Origin of the sequence: Roseburia sp. AF12-17LB (genome assembly GCF_003479605.1) — a bacterium.
GTDB lineage: Bacteria > Bacillota > Clostridia > Lachnospirales > Lachnospiraceae > Roseburia_C > Roseburia_C amylophila.
Genome location: NZ_QUHR01000003.1, coordinates 119,034 through 136,308 on the forward strand (window position 1 = coordinate 119,034; position 17,275 = coordinate 136,308).

Annotated in this window: 14 protein-coding genes; all 14 read right to left on the reverse strand. The window is 42.6% G+C overall.

The features are described from left to right. Positions 1–48 precede the first annotated feature (48 nt). Complete coding sequence (gene ftsH, locus DWV68_RS05105; protein WP_022242335.1) at positions 49–1,899, reverse strand: ATP-dependent zinc metalloprotease FtsH; 1,851 nt, start codon at positions 1,897–1,899, stop codon at positions 49–51. 12 nt (positions 1,900–1,911) lie between these two features. After that, a complete protein-coding gene (gene hpt, locus DWV68_RS05110; RefSeq protein WP_022242336.1) occupies positions 1,912–2,436 on the reverse strand; it encodes a hypoxanthine phosphoribosyltransferase in 525 nt (174 codons plus the stop codon). Then, on the reverse strand, positions 2,429–3,889 hold the full coding sequence (tilS, locus tag DWV68_RS05115) for a tRNA lysidine(34) synthetase TilS (protein WP_118665158.1): 1,461 nt from the start codon (positions 3,887–3,889) through the stop codon (positions 2,429–2,431). The genes hpt and tilS overlap by 8 nt, the downstream gene beginning before the upstream one ends. A 1-nt stretch (position 3,890) precedes the next feature. Beyond that, positions 3,891–5,726 carry a SpoIIE family protein phosphatase gene (locus DWV68_RS05120; RefSeq protein ID WP_242997796.1) on the reverse strand — a complete coding sequence of 612 codons (1,836 nt, stop codon included), beginning with the start codon at positions 5,724–5,726 and terminating at the stop codon, positions 3,891–3,893. A 170-nt stretch (positions 5,727–5,896) separates the two neighbouring features. Next, positions 5,897–6,199: a septum formation initiator family protein gene (locus DWV68_RS05125; RefSeq protein WP_022242339.1), complete on the reverse strand. Its 303-nt coding sequence runs from the start codon at positions 6,197–6,199 to the stop codon at positions 5,897–5,899. A gap of 14 nt (positions 6,200–6,213) precedes the next feature. Then, the gene (gene yabQ, locus DWV68_RS05130; protein ID WP_117697715.1) at positions 6,214–6,690 is read right to left on the reverse strand and encodes a spore cortex biosynthesis protein YabQ; all 477 of its coding nucleotides are present in this window, start codon (positions 6,688–6,690) and stop codon (positions 6,214–6,216) included. After that, complete coding sequence (gene yabP, locus DWV68_RS05135; RefSeq protein ID WP_022242341.1) at positions 6,687–6,974, reverse strand: sporulation protein YabP; 288 nt, start codon at positions 6,972–6,974, stop codon at positions 6,687–6,689. Before yabP ends, yabQ begins: the two co-directional genes overlap by 4 nt. Before the next feature lie 82 nt (positions 6,975–7,056). Further along, positions 7,057–7,296 carry an RNA-binding S4 domain-containing protein gene (locus DWV68_RS05140; protein ID WP_022242342.1) on the reverse strand — a complete coding sequence of 80 codons (240 nt, stop codon included), beginning with the start codon at positions 7,294–7,296 and terminating at the stop codon, positions 7,057–7,059. A gap of 608 nt (positions 7,297–7,904) precedes the next feature. Beyond that, the gene (locus DWV68_RS05145; protein WP_022242343.1) at positions 7,905–8,180 is read right to left on the reverse strand and encodes an HU family DNA-binding protein; all 276 of its coding nucleotides are present in this window, start codon (positions 8,178–8,180) and stop codon (positions 7,905–7,907) included. 134 nt (positions 8,181–8,314) lie between these two features. Next, positions 8,315–10,051, reverse strand: coding sequence for a phospho-sugar mutase (locus DWV68_RS05150; RefSeq protein WP_117697716.1), 1,737 nt, complete (start codon positions 10,049–10,051; stop codon positions 8,315–8,317). A 94-nt stretch (positions 10,052–10,145) separates the two neighbouring features. Then, positions 10,146–11,408, reverse strand: coding sequence for a hypothetical protein (locus tag DWV68_RS05155; protein WP_147326024.1), 1,263 nt, complete (start codon positions 11,406–11,408; stop codon positions 10,146–10,148). A gap of 66 nt (positions 11,409–11,474) precedes the next feature. Beyond that, positions 11,475–12,482 carry a phosphotransferase gene (locus DWV68_RS05165; protein WP_197420815.1) on the reverse strand — a complete coding sequence of 336 codons (1,008 nt, stop codon included), beginning with the start codon at positions 12,480–12,482 and terminating at the stop codon, positions 11,475–11,477. Between the two features lie 50 nt (positions 12,483–12,532). Continuing rightward, positions 12,533–13,867, reverse strand: a complete 1,335-nt coding sequence (locus tag DWV68_RS05170) for a CCA tRNA nucleotidyltransferase (protein ID WP_118544480.1) — start codon at positions 13,865–13,867, stop codon at positions 12,533–12,535. 22 nt (positions 13,868–13,889) lie between these two features. Next, positions 13,890–17,219, reverse strand: a complete 3,330-nt coding sequence (locus tag DWV68_RS05175) for a tetratricopeptide repeat-containing diguanylate cyclase (RefSeq protein ID WP_118665162.1) — start codon at positions 17,217–17,219, stop codon at positions 13,890–13,892. Positions 17,220–17,275 lie beyond the last annotated feature (56 nt).

The following is a 17,275-nucleotide window of genomic DNA, read 5'->3' on the forward strand; positions in this document are numbered from 1 at the left end:
TTATATAGTACCTTTTTCCCATTTTCGAAAAAAATTTCTATTTGTGTTCTATTCCTCCGTTGTCTCAGTTACAACATCAGCTCCGCTCTGGAATAATGCTTCAAATTCATCTCTTCCAATCTTTTCTTTTTCCAAAAGAAGGTCTGCTGATTTATGGAGTACATCACTATTTTCCTGAATGATTGCCCTTGCTTTGGCATAGCATTCGTCAATGATACGTTTTACTTCTTCATCAATTTTGGATGCCACACCCTCGCCATAGCCTCTGGTATGTGCAAGGTCTCTTCCGATAAACACTTCGTCATCATCATTGTTATAATTAATCAGTCCGACATTTTCGGAAAATCCGTATTTCGTTACCATTGCTTTGGCAAGCTCGGTTGCCTGCTTGATATCCTGTGAAGCTCCGGTTGTGATATCATCAAAAATTAACTCTTCTGCCACACGTCCACCTAAGGAAACAATTATCTGCTGCAGCATTCTTCCCTTGGTATCAAACATTTCATCACGCTCCGGCAATGGCATCGTATAGCCTGCTGCTCCACCACCGGTTGGAATAATGGATACGGTATATACCGGTCCCACATCTGGAAGTACATGGAATAAAATCGCATGACCCGATTCGTGATATGCGGTAATCTTCTTTTCTTTCTCGGTAATAATCCGGCTCTTCTTCTCCGGACCGACACCTACTTTTAAGAAGGATTCCTTAATATCTTTCTGGATAATATAACTTCTATTTTCTTTGGCTGCAACAATTGCCGCCTCATTTAAAAGATTCTCAAGGTCTGCTCCGGTAAAACCAGCTGTAGTCTGTGCAATCTGTTTCAAATCCACATCCTCTGCCAGGGGTTTATTCTTTGCATGTACCTTTAAGATTTCTTCTCTTCCACCAATATCCGGACGTCCCACATGTACTTTACGGTCAAATCTGCCCGGACGCATGATAGCAGGATCTAAGATATCCACACGGTTGGTGGCTGCCATCACAATAATACCCTCGTTGACACCAAATCCGTCCATCTCTACCAGAAGCTGGTTCAAGGTCTGCTCCCGTTCATCATGTCCGCCGCCCATACCGGTTCCTCTTCTTCTTGCCACTGCATCAATCTCGTCGATAAATACGATACATGGTGCATTTTTCTTGGCATCTTCAAAAAGATCACGTACACGGGATGCGCCGACACCAACAAACATTTCTACGAAATCAGAACCGGAAATACTAAAGAACGGAACGCCTGCTTCTCCGGCAACTGCCTTGGCAAGCAGAGTCTTACCGGTTCCAGGAGGTCCCACCAGAAGAACTCCTTTCGGGATTCTCGCTCCCAGTCTGGTATACTTTCTCGGCTCTTTTAAGAAATCTACGATTTCTTCTAATTCTTCTTTTTCTTCCCGCAGTCCTGCCACATTTTCAAAGGTTACATTGCGGTTCTCATCGGTGGTCATCTTGGCACGGCTCTTTCCAAAGTTCATCATCTTGCTGCCGCCGCCACCGCCTGCTGCCTGATTGTTCATAACAATCATAAACAGTATAAACATTGCTCCAAACACAAGTAAGAGCGGCAATAAATTCATCAGCCAGTTTTCTGCCGGAATATCATTCACCACATAAGAAGTAAATTTTTCCTTATCCATCAGCGATTGAGCCTCACTGACATCCAGCACATATAAGGTCTCTTCTGACTTATCCGTTTTGACAATATCCAGTCTTCCGGTTGGATAAACTCTGTTTGGCTGCACTTCTACAGATTTAATCTCATCATCAGCCAGTTCCTGTTTAAACTGGGCATAATTATAGTCATCCTGATTCAGATGCTGTCCGTCCAGTAAAAACCAGACCAAAACCACAACTACAATCAGACTGATATAAAAGCCCCATCCTCTATATGATTTCTTCACGCAAACTCCTTCCTATCCCAAATCAAGAATGCCAATGTATGGCAGATTGCGATAGCGCTGGTCATAATCAAGACCATATCCTACTACAAATTCATCCGGAATTTCAAAACCGGTATAATCTACCGCAACGTCTGTTATCCTGCGATCCGGTTTATCTAACATTGCACACAATTTTAAGCTCTTCGGTCCTCTGGCGGATAAATCATCCAGCAGATAACGCAGTGTTCTTCCTGTATCAATAATGTCTTCAATGACAATTACATTTCTACCTTCAATAGATTCTTCCAAATCTTTCTTTATGGTGATTTTTCCACTGGACACGGTTGACGCGCCATAACTGGAAACGCACATAAAATCAATTGTTACCGGCACGGTAATACGCTTTGCCAGTTCACAGGTAAAGAATATACTTCCCTTCAGTATGCAGATTAAATGAACGCTTTCACCTTCATAATCCTTGCTAATTCTTTCTCCTAATTCAGCAATTTTACGATCAAGTTCTTCCTCTGAGAGTAATACACGAATCTGCTCACTCATTGTCTTCTCTTCCTCCATGATATTGTATTTCCAAAATTGTCTTCGTTGTACTGCTTACTTTGTAATATGCACTGATTCGGTATCCCACAATCCACAGGATATGAGCACCGTCTGCCACCAACGGAATCGTGTCCCGCTGCTCTTTTAAAATTTTCTCATTTACAAAATACTGTTTCAGCTTCTGTGTTCTGCCCGTATCATCCAGCACAAAATAATCGCCCGGCTGTCTGTTCCGAATCAAAAGACTATTTTTTATTCTATCATAATCCAGCCATTTCGTATACTTTTTTTTAGAAATTCCTTCCGGTAACTCTTCCCGTTTATAAATCCGGCAGGTAAAATCCGGATGTTCTTCTATTGAAATCCCACAACAACCGGCTGGTTGACCGCTTTGTCGTCCGACCGGCTGACTGGAAGACTGACTGGATAGCATTTCTACCGGTTCTGTAATTTTATGCTCCGGTTGTTTTTCACACTTTTGCAGACGCACACCGCCATAAGTCCGCTCTGCCACCACCTGATAAGGCAGGTTCACGTTTCTTCCCGTCTGCATGGCAAAAAGTTTCTGTACCAGTTCTACATGGGTTCTTGTAATATCTTTACTGCTTGCGGCCGTCTCACAGATACACTCCTTTATAATGCCTGTATACAGGATTTCCGGTTCTTTTAAAAGCTCCTCCGATATCAGGAAAGCCTGCGGCTGCCGGAAATCTTTTTCTACATATTGTGCTTTTTTTTCTTCTATTACAGCAGACAGATATTCCTGCGTCTTCCGGATGTCATCCCCGAGCCGTTCCATATGGGCATAAACTCCGGCATTCAGTTCCTCCAACACCGGAAGCACCTGATTACGGATCCGGTTTCTGGTATAATCCAAAGATGCATTGGTAGCATCCGTACAGTAGCTTTCACCTTTTTCTTTTAAATAATTTTCGATTTCCACCCTTGCCGTATGAAGAAGCGGACGGATGATGCCATCTCTCACCGGCGGAATTCCAGCCATGCCACGCATGCCGCTGCCCCGGATCATATTCCAGAGCATGGTCTCTGCCAGATCATTACGGTTATGGGCAACTGCAATTTTCCCTTCCGGCGCACCCAATTCTTCTAACGCTTTATGAAAACTTTCGTATCGTAAATTTCTTCCCGCCTCTTCTTCCGAATATCCATGCTGCTTTGCATATTCCGGCACATCATAATCATAGCGGAATAGCTGCACCTGATACCGCCTGCAAAGTTCCTCTACAAACGCTGCATCCTGAAGGCTTTCTTCGCCCCGGATGCCATGCTGCACATGGACTGCTGCCAGCGTAAAGGAAAGTTTTTCTTTCAATTCAAGCAGATGCAGCAGCAGGCATACGGAATCTGCACCACCGGATACTCCGGCAACCACTACATCCGACTGCTCAATCATATGATATTGTTCCAGAAAAGATTCTACACCAGGAATCATATTATTTCTCCCAAATTGCGGTAGCAAGCACCGTCATATCGTCTGCTGCCTTTCCTCCGGTAAAAAGTAACACCCGCTCCAAAATGCGTTTTGCAAGAATTGTTGCATTATTGGTCTCAATGCTTTCTATAATTTCCTGCATGGTTTCTTCCGGATTCGGCACATGTAAATATTCTAGCACACCATCTGATACCATGACAAGGAAATCTCCGTTATATAAGTCCTTTTCGCTTTTTTCCATATCCAGTTTATAAGATACGCCCACCGGAAGACTGGTGGAAATAAGACATTCCACTATGCCATTTCGCCGGATAAAGGTTGCCGCCGCTCCGATTTTATAAAAGTGGCAGGTTCCGTCATATAAATCCAGTTCACTGATATCCACCGTGGAAAATAAATCCTCCTGCCCTTTCATCACCATGGCAGAATTCATCATGCGGACTGCCGTTTCCACATCAAATCCCGCCTCCAGGAATTTTTCCACCAGTTCAATAACCATTTCACTTTCCTTGCAGGCAAGACTTCCAGAACCCATGCCATCCGATAAGCACATGACCATTTTTCCACTTTCCGGCTCCAAAAAGGAAAAGTTATCCCCGGAAACTGCTGCTCCATCCTTTACCATCCGGGCTACGCCATAAATTGCCTGAAACCGCGGCTCTTCTTCATAGGTATAGAGGTTGACGCCTTTTCCAATCAGCGTCTTGGTATCCTTCTCCGGAATCATGCGCCGGTTCAGTGCTCCGGCTACTGCCTTTGTCAGTTCTCTCGTAGTGACACAGCCATCTTTTACCATGACTTTCATCACAAGCTGCCAGCGGCCGTTTTCCTTTTCCCAGAGCTGTTCATCAATCACTTTTATGCCCCGCTCTCTTGCCCGGTAAGCTATGTCCTGCAGATTTGACCGGCACTCTTCTGTAATATTTTTCTGCTTCTTTGCACAATCCTCCATGATATATGCCATGGCATCCAGCTGCTCGGCTATGACCTCACGGTTTTCTACCAGCCGGTTGTACCACGCCATATTTAAAGAAGCTTTTTCAAATATCCGAAGAGCCTCCGCCGTCATTTCCTGCATATAGGGGCAATATTCTTCCATTTTCTTTTCAATATCGCGGTTTGTCTTTCCCGCCTCCCGGATAGATTGCAGCAGTGACGACAAATAGCCGTACATGGGGCTGTCATCCTTTTCCCAGCAAAGAGCGCACTGGTCGCAGGAAACACACATTTTCCCGGTTATCTCATTTTGCATCCTGCCCATTTCCTCTGCCGAGAAACTGGTATGTTCCACATTCATCCGCCCGAATATATCTGAAAGGCTTTGAAAGGACTTTGCATAGGTCAGTAGTTTTTCTTCTTCATTACTCTTTATCTCCGGTATTGGCTGATTCACAAATGTGAATTCCAGAAAGCTATGTATGATACGGCTTAACACCATGGTGGCTGCAAATATAAAGACTCCTTCTAAGACCGCCATTTCCGTCCGCATTCCGTCTCTTACGTTTAACATTTCTCCAAATACGGATAATAAGGTTGCCGAACAGCCTGCGCCAAAGGCAGCTATCCAGGTATAGCAGCCTTTATTTACCCATTCTGCCAGCTTGATGATTACTATGGTTACCAGCAGTGTCATTACATATTTTGTCATCAGTGTCAGCGGCAGCATAAATGCCATTCCAAGAAACATTCCAATTCCCAGCAGCAGTCGTCCACCCCGTTCCAGGTAAGCTGCCGCAAAATATGCCGGGATAAAAGGGTAGCAGCCTGCAAATCCTAATTTACACACTGCTACCCCTATAAAGCATATTACCGCCTGTTTCGTTCTCAATTTCTTCATTTCCATTGTTCCTCCTTCTCCTGTCATTTGTGACAGCAGAAGCTATTATAGAAATGTTTGTCCGAAATCTTTGTCAAACCGTTGTCTCATTTCAAAAAAGTTTTCGGCAAAAAGCGGAATGGTTTGTCTATTTTAAGTTTTTCTATGGTCTTTATGTTTTCGAAGCTGTTCTACTTCTTGTCTTCCTTGAAGATAATCTCATTTTCATGGGTCAGTCCCAGCTTGCTCTTTGCCTGGTCTTCAATATATTCCTGACTCTTGGTATATTCTTCGTAATTATCCAGCTGATTCTGACGTTCTGTTTCATCTTCTAAAGATTCCGTCAGTGCCTTCTCTCTGGCAGTATACTCCTGCTCCTTCTGGTAGAGCTTAACAATCTGAACTGACATAATCACTAAGAACATTATCGCAATCAAAGAGATACAGATTCTTCCGTTTCGTTTCTGTTTTCTTTTTCTTCGACTATTTGTCATACTCATTTCCTCATCTATAGTTTACATAACACCATTCTAATAGTTTTACGGATTTTTTTCAACGTTTTTTGTAATTTTCGTAATAATCTTCTGATTTTCCCTTTCAGGAAACGTAAGGGTACTGCCACCATGCGAAATACTGCCCGCAATGGTTTCCCCACTACTTGAAACAGTTTCTTAAATACTTTTACGATTCCCTTCACCAGCCATGGACTGATGGCATAATTGCATAACAGCATCCCAACGCTCATGCCCAGCATGCAAAAGCCCCGTATTGCTCCGTCATTTTCCCGGCAGAGCATAATAAATATAAATATGGCACTGCCGATGCAGTACAGCATATCCTCCACTGCAACCATCCCGGTTCTATGGGGTATCAGCCTGCGCAGAATCCGAAGCAGGTCAAAGGCTAAGATTAACAGAAATCCCACCAGCATGAACCGGAGGAACCTTAAGGCTTCACCGGAAATTTCCGGGCTGATTTCTATCATTTAAACAACCTGCCTAAGAAGGATTCTCCGCCACCTTTGTGATAGGTTTCCACATCCGAATAGGTTAAGCCATCAATTTTCCCTGTGACATCCACTTCCCCCTGTTCTAAGGACAGGCGGTTTACATGAAGGTCATTTCCCTTTATCAGAAGCATTCCCTGTTCTGTTTCCAGTAAAATTTCATTTACATCAAAAGAAAGCACATCCAGCACTCCGCTGAAGTTTGCACTTTTCCGGTTTGCCAGCAATACTTTATGTGCTTTTGCTGTTTTCAATTCTTCCATTCAGTCTCATACTCCTTTACCCGAAAGTTAGTCCTTTCCAAAATATATGAGACTGTTTCTCTTTTTATGCGTTTTTACTCTTTTACAGATAGCGGAATAATTCTCCTGCCTCTTCTTTCTTGGTGGTATCTGCGATTGCAACCACTTCTACTTTCACCGTCTTCTGGCCAAACATGATTTCGATGATGTCACCTGCTTTTACATTGACGGATGCTTTCGCCGGTTTGCCATTTACGGTGACACGTCCGGCATCACAGGCTTCGTTGGCAACGGTTCTGCGTTTAATCAGGCGGGTTACCTTTAAATATTTGTCTAATCTCATTTGCTTACCTTCTTTCTTTTTGAAATTCGAAGGAAATCAGATATCTTTTCCTTCTTTCAAGCACAGCATGTACAGGAAACAATCCTGCCAAATCAGAATGTTGTAATTGCAAGGCTGCGTTTTTTCTTTTCTGATAAAACCAGTCTTTCCAATGTTTGACAAAATGCGGTGGATTGTTCGTCTGCATGCGGATACATGAACGAGACGGTTAGGGCGGCTTGCATTCTTTGGAGCAACCGGCAACGCTGACACAGGGATGTGTCAGCGAGGTGCAATTGGAGCATGGATGCGACTTTGCGCCGGTTGCCGGAACAGCCATTTTCTTTTAAAAGAATGCCTAGCCGCCCTTACTGGCGAGTGTCGTATCCGCAGCAGACGGACAACCGCCGCATTCCGTCAAAGCAACCGGAAAGACAGGTTCTGCCAGAAAAAACACAGCCCTGAAATTACCACGCATTCTGATTTCACGCAGCATTCTTTCCTGTACATGCTTTACTTTAAAAAAATAAAAAATAAATCTCTTTCTCCTTCGAATTTCAATAAAAAAAGGTGTAGCAAAAGCAGTTTTCTACTTTCGTTACACCTCTAATCAGAATCATTTTATCAACTTATTTATTGATTAAATCTTTTAAAGCTTTTCCTGCTTTGAACTTAGGTGCTTTAGAAGCTGGAATAACCATCTCTTTACCGCTCTGTGGGTTTCTTCCTGTTCTTTCAGCTCTTTCAGATACTTCGAAAGTACCGAATCCAACTAACTGGATTTTCTCACCTTTTTTTAATTCTTCAGCTACGATATCAGTGAAAGCTTTTAAAGCTGCCTCTGCATCTTTTTTAGATAAAGCTGTTTTTTCAGCCATAGCTGATACTAATTCTGCTTTGTTCATGTTAAAATTCCTCCTCTGGATTTTATAATTCTTCTTGAGGTCTACACTCTCCAAGATTACCTACGAATATATTTATACTTGTTTTTCCTTTATTTGTCAAGGAAAATACGGTAAATTAAGGCATACAATTTGGTCTATAACATTTTGTTGATTTTGTCCAAAACTGCTTTTCCAAGGACTTCATATTTCTGCTCTGCTTCTTCCATAGATGAACCCTTCACACCAATGTAGAATTTTACTTTCGGCTCGGTACCGGATGGTCTTACACAGAACCACGCAGCATCGTTTAATTCATAGTAAAGTACATTAGAGCTTGGAAGTCCTGTTGCTGTTACTGCTCCGGTTGCAAGGTCTGTAATGGTATCCTTCTTGTAATCACGTACTTTTTCAACTTTATAGCCACCGATTTCAGTTAAAGTTTCGCTGCGCAGTGTATCCATGATTTCCTGAATCTTAGCCAGACCCTCGATTCCCTTTAATGTAATAGACTCAACATGGTCTTTATAGTATCCATATTTTTCATACATGGCAAGCATTGCATCCCAAAGAGTCATATTCTTGGTCTTGTAATATGCAGCAGCCTCACATAACGCCATAGATGCTACCACTGCATCCTTATCTCTTGCATAGGTTCCGGTCAGGCAGCCGTAGCTTTCTTCCATACCAAAGAGGTAGGTTCCTTTTCCGGTCTTTTCGAACTCTAAGATTTTGCCGCCGATAAACTTGAATCCGGTTAATACTTCGATTAACTGAATGCCATAGTATTCTGCAATGGCATCTGCCATATTGGTAGATACGATGGATTTGATAAATGCACCATCTGCCGGCAGGGAGCCGTTGATTGCTTTCTTTTGTCCGATGATATAATCACCAATCAGGCAGCCGGACATATTTCCGGTTAAGGAATGATATTCTCCCGTCTTAGAATCCTTTACATATACACCGAGGCGGTCTGCATCCGGGTCAGTTGCAAGGATTAAGTCTGCATCTACTTTCCTGCCCAGTGCAAGTCCCAATGCAAATGCTTCCTCTGCCTCCGGGTTCGGATAACTTACGGTTGGGAAATCTCCATCCGGAAGTTCCTGTTCCGGAACAACATATACATTTTCAAAGCCAAGCTCTTTTAACACACGGCGGACCGGGATATTTCCTGTTCCATGTAATGGTGTGTATACAATCTTAAGGTCTTTGCCTACTGCATCAATGGCATCCTGATGTACCACAAGCTTCTTAAGCTCTGCAATATAAGCATCATCGATTGCCGCACCGATAGTCTCATAAAGGCCTGCTGCCCTGGCATCCTCTAAGGACATGGTCTTAACGGTGCTGTAATCAGTTACTTTCTTTACTTCATCCATAATTCCGGTATCATGAGGTGGTGTAATCTGTGCACCGTCCTCCCAGTATACCTTGTACCCATTGTATTCTGGCGGGTTGTGGCTTGCTGTAATATTAATTCCGGCAGTGCATCCTAATTTACGGACTGCATAAGATAATTCCGGTGTTGGTCTTAATGACTCAAATACATATGCTTTGATTCCGTTTGCTGCAAGGCAAAGTGCGGATTCATCTGCAAATTCCGGTGACATATGTCTGGAATCGAAAGCAATTGCCACACCCTTATCCTGTGCATTTACTTTTAAAATATAATTTGCAAGACCCTGTGTTGCTTTGCGGACAGTATAGATGTTCATACGGTTGGTACCGGCACCGATTACCCCACGTAATCCTGCTGTACCAAACTCAAGATCTTTATAGAAACGATCCTCAATTTCCTTGTCATTGTCTTTGATTGCCTGAAGTTCAGCCTTGGTTGCCTCATCAAAATACGCTCCCTCAAGCCATGCTTCGTAAGTTTCCTTGTAACCCATTCCTGATTTCCTCCTACTTTTCATTTATGTTGTTTACCAAAAGAGCCTGCCAGTGGCAGCCTCCTTCGGATGTCTCGCCCTTTCATTTCTCCCACTAATTCGTAAGACTGTTAACTACCTGATTTAATGTACTTGTCGAAGAATTATTGTTACTGGTTAATGTATCAATAATTTCACTCAATGCCTTCCTATATGCATCAGAGTCACTGGATGAACTTCCACTGGAGCTGTTCGTTCCACTGGAATTCGATGTACTGTCGGAATGCTTATGCTCCACGGTTGTGTTCTCTTCATTTCCGGCAGTTTCCGTCGATTCTGTCTCTGTACTGCCCGTATCATCACCTGACAACGCAATCTCTATCTGCGCTTCCGGCGAATTTACATATAGCCGCTTCGACCAGGTGTCATATCCATCTGCAGTAATCTGTATGGAATGGATGCCATACTGCAGCTGTAATGGCTGTGTATAATCAACCTGACTACCATCAATATACATCAAAGCGCCTGCAACATCAACCGCAAAGGTTAAAGTACAATATTTCGGATCCTCACCCTTTATGGAATCTACATCCACGGAAATCTGCTCATTTCTTGTTACAGCTACCTCTGTGGAACCGCCGTAGCCATTGCCGGCAACGGTTAATTCATAGGTTCCTTCCGGCACCTCTAACTGCATATTCTCCGTGATCTTATAATAATTCTTATGATTCAGGCTTAACCAGCCGCCCTCTAATGCCTGTGTATTTACAAGCTGGATGACTCCATGTCCTGTTGTAACGGACACTGACAGCACTTTCCGGTCAATTCCCTGTATTCTTAAGGTGTCCTGTCCGGTAACTGCGGACAATTCTATGGCTGCATCTCCGGAAAACACTTGTAATTCTTCATCATAAGAATACTTTGTGTCTCCTATGGTAAATATCTTATCTTCTTCATTATAGGAAAATTTTCCGATATCGTCCATCTCCCATGCATCTGCCGACTGCTCCACCTTTTCTAATATCAGGTCTTTATCCCGGAGTGTTAAAGTAACCACTTTTCCCGGTACCATGGATGCAGCCGAAATCAGACTGCCATGTCTGTCTTTAAAAATTGTCCCATCTGTATAAGAATACTGTTCATAACGTCCCGTGTCAATATTCAGAAATGTCATTGTTGAAAGTGTTGTATCAGCACCACTTACCGTATACAAGCTGCTTTCCTCTGCCTGTGTCACTTCCTCCGTTGCTGCCTCAACACCTGATACATAGCCTTTCATGCTGACAGGCCCATCGTCTTTCCTTCCACAGCCGCTCAAGGCCACAAATACTGTGAAAATAACCAAGGCCAACAGCCAGTGCTTCCCTGATTGCTTCATTTCGCACCTCTTTTTCTCCTGTATGCTCTTTTCCTCCGGCAATTGCCTGTACATGATTATACATGATTATTCCACAAAATAAAATAACATTCTTAAAAACTGCTGGCGGATTTCTTCCTGTTCGATAACCCGGTTCAACTTCTCAATGTCTCTGCCGGACACCCACGCCTTATTGGCATTAAAGTAGTGATTTGCCACTTTCCAGAACTTCTGTGGGTATGCCATCCTTACATAAAGCTGCTCCCATTCCTCTGGTAATAATTTTCGTCTTTTTTCGTAAGCTGCCAGCATATCCGTTGCCAGCCCGATATTAAAATTATGTTTTTCCATCAGTTTCCGTAAGAAATGCGCCAGATCCCCTACCAGCACATCATAATGTGCCTGTTCAAAATTTGTAATTATAATTTTACCATGGGTAAATAATACATTATGCTGGTTAAAGTCTCCATGGCAGATTCCATACATTGCTGCTTCCTGGCTCTGCTTTCCGCTCTGCCCCTGCGTTTCACCCGGATTTGGTTTCATCAGCCGATGTTCCACGTCCAGTGCCTGTTTTAAGAAAATCTCATAATTGCGCATAAATATCATTTCAAACTCATTCTTTTTATGCTTTCCATGAATATAATTGCGCACCTTTTTAAGCTCCCGGTTGTGCCGGAATACCTCCATGGCATAATCCTGTCCGCCAATTTTTAAATTTTCATCCTCCACCTTCTGCAGGACAAGATGCAGCTTTGCCAGTTCTTCTACCGCAGCAAGTACATCATCACGGCTCCTGGTCTCACACTCCCTGCCCTCTATATATTTTCTGGCATAGTACCATGTTTCATCCACCTCCTGGACTAAAATTTCTCCTTCCCTGGTATGTATGATTTCATCTGCTTCTATTCCATTTTCTTTCAGACGGAGCAAAACATGTTCTATAGCTTCCGCTCTGCCTTTTGACCCGCGAAAAGATCCTATTATTATTTTTCCGCCCTCTGATGTCGTGCAGATATAGGTTCCCCTTCCTTTCTGGATGGCGGTTACCTCAAACGGATACTGTTCTAACAACTGGCTCGATAAATTATACACAAAAACCCCTCCATACGACGAATTCGCACAAATCTTTATGCGTCTTTCTATCATATGAAGAGGTTCTTTAAAGTATAACCTGTCAGATATTCTTTTGTATTCTTTTCCGGTTCTTCGATTACCACATCCAAAAGCTTTGCCAAAATGTTTCCTATCTGCGGACCGGGCTTCACACCAAGTTCTATTAAGTCCCGTCCGTTAAGTGCAAGGTCTTTTAGTGTCAGACAGTCTGCATCTTTGATTATTTTATCATAAATCTTATGATATCCGTCCAATGCTTCCAGCTTTTCTTTCCTCTGATAATCACTCTGGGCTAAAATATCTGCTTTCTTCAATTCAAATATAACCGGATAGCACTCTAATCCCGCCTTCTGTATTGCCTTTCGTACGGACTCCGGTGTCAGTGCCGGGTTAATATCGTGAATTGCCACCAGCCGGCAGACCATATCAATGGTTGCATTGTCGAATTTTAATCTGCGTAAAATTGTCTTCGTCTTCTTTGCTCCCACCTGCGGATGCCCGTAGAAATGGTCAATTCCATCTTCATCTGTACTGCGGCAGTCGGGCTTTGCCACATCATGAAATAATGCTGCAAGCCGTAGCACCTTGTCTGCTTCCACACCTTTTAACACTTCAATGGTATGCTCTCCTACTGTATAACAGTGATGGGGATTATTCTGTGGTGTACGCATCATCACCGAAAATTCCGGCAGTACCACATCCGCAATTCCTGTGGCATATACGGTACGCATCTCCTCCGGATGGACTGAGGTAAGAAGCTTAACCAGTTCTACCTGAATACGCTCTGCACTGACCTTTTTTAACATCGGTGCAAGCTCCTGAATCGCTTCTGCTGTCTCTTCTTCTATATCAAAGCCCAGCTGTGCCGCAAAACGCACTGCCCGAAGCATCCTTAAAGCATCTTCCCCAAACCTCTCCTTTGGTTCTCCTACACAGCGGATGATGCCACGTTTTAAATCTCCTGCTCCGTCAAAGGCATCCACCAGTCCCCGCTGTTCATTATATGCCATGGCATTAATGGTAAAATCCCGGCGTTTTAAATCCTCTAAAAGATTATCTGTATAGGTTACTTCCTTCGGATGTCTGGCATCCTCATATTCGCCATCAATCCGGTAAGTTGTCACCTCATACCCCTCTTTATCCAGCATTACAGTTACCGTTCCATGCTCAATTCCGGTATCGATGGTGCGCCCAAAAATTTCTTTTACTTCTTCCGGATAGGCAGAAGTGGTAATATCCCAGTCCTGAGGCACACGCTGAAGGAGGGTGTCTCTGACACACCCTCCTACTGCATATCCTTCAAAGCCTGCTTCCTGCAGCTTATCAATTATAAACTTTACATGCTCTGGAAGCTTCATTACCATACGTTTTCCCGTTTCCTTTGCTTTACTTCTGTTCCTGCTCTTCAAAGAACTTATACGTTCCTTTGGATTCTGCTTTTACTGCATACAGAAGATCATCCGCCTCTTTAATCATTTCGTCAATGTCTTCTGCCTTCTTTACCTGATTGGAAGAAATAATACCAATAGAGCAGGAAAGTAATTTCTTATCATCAATCTCAACCGGCTGTCCGATTTCTTTTGCAATCAGTTCCCTGAACCCATCCTGTTTCTTAATCTCTTTATAGATAGCCTTTGCGGTATCCTCTAAAACCTTGTGCTCTCCGGTGTAGAGAAAAATAATAAATTCATCACCACCGAAACGTGTCACAAAGCCCTTGTCCCTGCAGACCCTGCTGAAGATATTTGCCATGGACTTAAGCAGCAAATCTCCTACATCATGTCCAAAGGTATCATTATATCCTTTGAAATTATCCAGATCGATAAACATAATACCAAAATCATGCTTCATGCGGCCCTTTTTAATCTTCCGGATAATTTCCTCGATGTTCTGATAGAATCCCTTCCTGTTGAAAATTCCTGTCAGCTGGTCGGTTACTGCAGATTTATACAATGCAGTATTCATTTCGTAGAGCTTCTCATATGCATAGAGACGATTCAGTGCATACTGCACTTCCCGGAACAAAAGCTCATAAATCCGCATATCACTCTCATCTAACATATAGCGGCTGACGGAAGAATGCCAGTTATCCTTCATCAGAATATATGCTATCATAATGCTTGTTACTTTTCCATTGTCAAAGAATGGAATAGCAACAAGGGAGCATACATTATCTTCACCAAACAGTTTGACCACATTCAGATGTTCCGAATAGTTACTGCTGATTTTCGATACAACAAACCCTCTCTGTGTCTTTTCGAACACTTCCTTTAAATACTTCTGCTCCTTCATAGAAAGACTGGCTTCTGTATTATCATAAAGTACCTTTGGTTTTCTTCCATGATACTGTATATATAATGCCCGGTCCAAATTAAAATGATACAGGAATGTCCGCATCACATTCTCTACCATTACTTCTTCCGAAACATCCGTCACATCAATTGTCTTCTGCCATGTCGACAGAAAATCCATCTGACGGCGTTCCTGCTTGTAAGCACGGTTTATGCTTTCCTGCTTCAGCTGCATTTCCATCTCCTGAGAAGATATCACATGAAGAGGTTCTTCTGATAAATACTGTTCTAATGGCTCTAATACCTTAATTTCTTCATCTGTGAGAGAATGGGTATTATCCCCAAGATATTGTTTTAAGATTGCCTCTTCATTGCTCTTAAGTTCCATTCTTCCTGTCTGCCCATAAAAGCGGATCCTGTCCTTACGGAACAGCTGATAACAGAAGAACTGGTTTCCCTCAGTCCGCACCAGATGTGTCTCTGCACAATTAAAATCTTCAAATGCTGACGAATCATTACCGGAATCCATTCCAAGTAATGCCCGTGTGAAATGATAAAGGAACATATCGTCATCACAACGTGCATAATCGTGGATGATTCCCACATCATTCTGAAGCTTTTCTTTTTCAATTATGTAATTCAAGAACTGTTTGCAGTTATTGAGGTACTGTTCACAGTTGAAACGGTTGCCAATCTTCTGATTGCACAATGCTAAGAGTCCATACAATTTGCTTAAATTGCAGACCCTCAGACTATTCAAATGCAGACGTTCAATGGTCTTCATACAGCGCATCAGATATTCGTTGGCTTCCTTGAATTCTTCTGCTGCAATACAGTTAATTGCCATATTGTAATATACTTCCGCAATATCCTCCGGCAATTCCAGATTATATAAAATTTCTACTGCTTTCTGAAAATAACGCTTTGCAAGATCATTCTGTCTTAATGCCGTTAAGGTATAACCGATTCCCGAGAAAATACGTCCACTTTCCACAGAACGTTTGTTGTCCAGTGCTTCGAAAGTTCTTACCGAATACAGCAATGAAATCGGATACATACCGTTGGTAGACGCCAGCATAATATTCTTCTGGTATGCATTGTAAATAAGCTGTGTATTGCCAATTTCTGTTGCCAGTCTGATTCCCTTACTGAAATAAATAAGCTGGGATTCGGAATAATATGCCTTTGCTACAATCTCCGGCTTATTGTCATAGGCATATACATAAATGTACGCCAGATGATTCCGGTAGTCATATTTCATTAATTTTTCAATCATGGCATCGCTGACTTCCACGTTCTGTGCACAGAAGAAAATATTATTCCAGCCTGCCATTTTCGCTTGTATTTCTACCAGCTCTGCTTCAAACTGACCGCGCTCCATGCCGCCTTCTATTGCAATACTTTTTGCAACACCTGCACATTCAGTGGCTTCCTGCAGTTTTGACTGATACATATAAATTACAGAGCGGAGATAATATGCATAAAAGCGCATCCTGCGGTTCTTTTTCTTCTCTGCAAGCTGTAAGATACCCTCACTTATTTCCAGTGCTTTTGGCAAATCCCTCATATATACCGATACATATGCATAGAACTGCCAGAGTTCGTATTTCACTTCATCCGATACTGTAAAATTGTCAAATCTGATTCTGCGGTCTACTTTATCCAGATAAAACAACGCCTGTTCAAAATCCATGAAAAAGACAAGATTCTGCAATGTTCTGATATCATCTTCAATACTTTCTGCTGTAATAACCTCATCTCTTTGTTCCCGGGATTCTCCGGCATTTCCAATGCGGAATATTGCAACATTATTATCCAATTCCTCCGTTACGTTTTCCCAGCCCGGCAGCATATATTCCGGCAGACGCTGCTGCTCATTCATGCCGAGAACGATTCCGATATTCTCTGTATGCTCTGCTTTTAACAGTTCATAGACTATTTCTATGGTTCCCTTTCCGGCAAACTGCATGCGGTTAATCCAAAGCATAAACGGCTGTATCTTAGAAACTTCAACAAGCATTGCCACAATAGCATCATGCATCCGCTCCCGCTCATAGTCAACTTCTGTATACAATAAACTCTCTTTCCGGATACATTTTCCACTCTCCCGGTATGCTGCAATAATCGGACGCTGCAGGGAATAGACATTACACTTGTCCAGGAATTCATCAAATGTCATCTCCTTCTGCTGGTCGAAAAGTTCCAAAATCAAATCCAGAAACGGCTCATATGCTCCCGATAATTTCTCTGCCCGGAATTCGTGGGCTACAAAACGAACCTCTTTATTATTCGTTATCTGCTCTGATATTTCCAACTGCTTTAATGAAAAATCATTGCTGTATTTTGCCAGAACAATGTTGTGTTCTTTCTTTCCAATCTGTGCAAAAACCTGTTCCAGAATACTGTTATAATATTTTTGAATCATCTGTTTCCCCCTTCAGAAATATTCAAAAAGGCTCTGAAAATATATGATAATTCCCT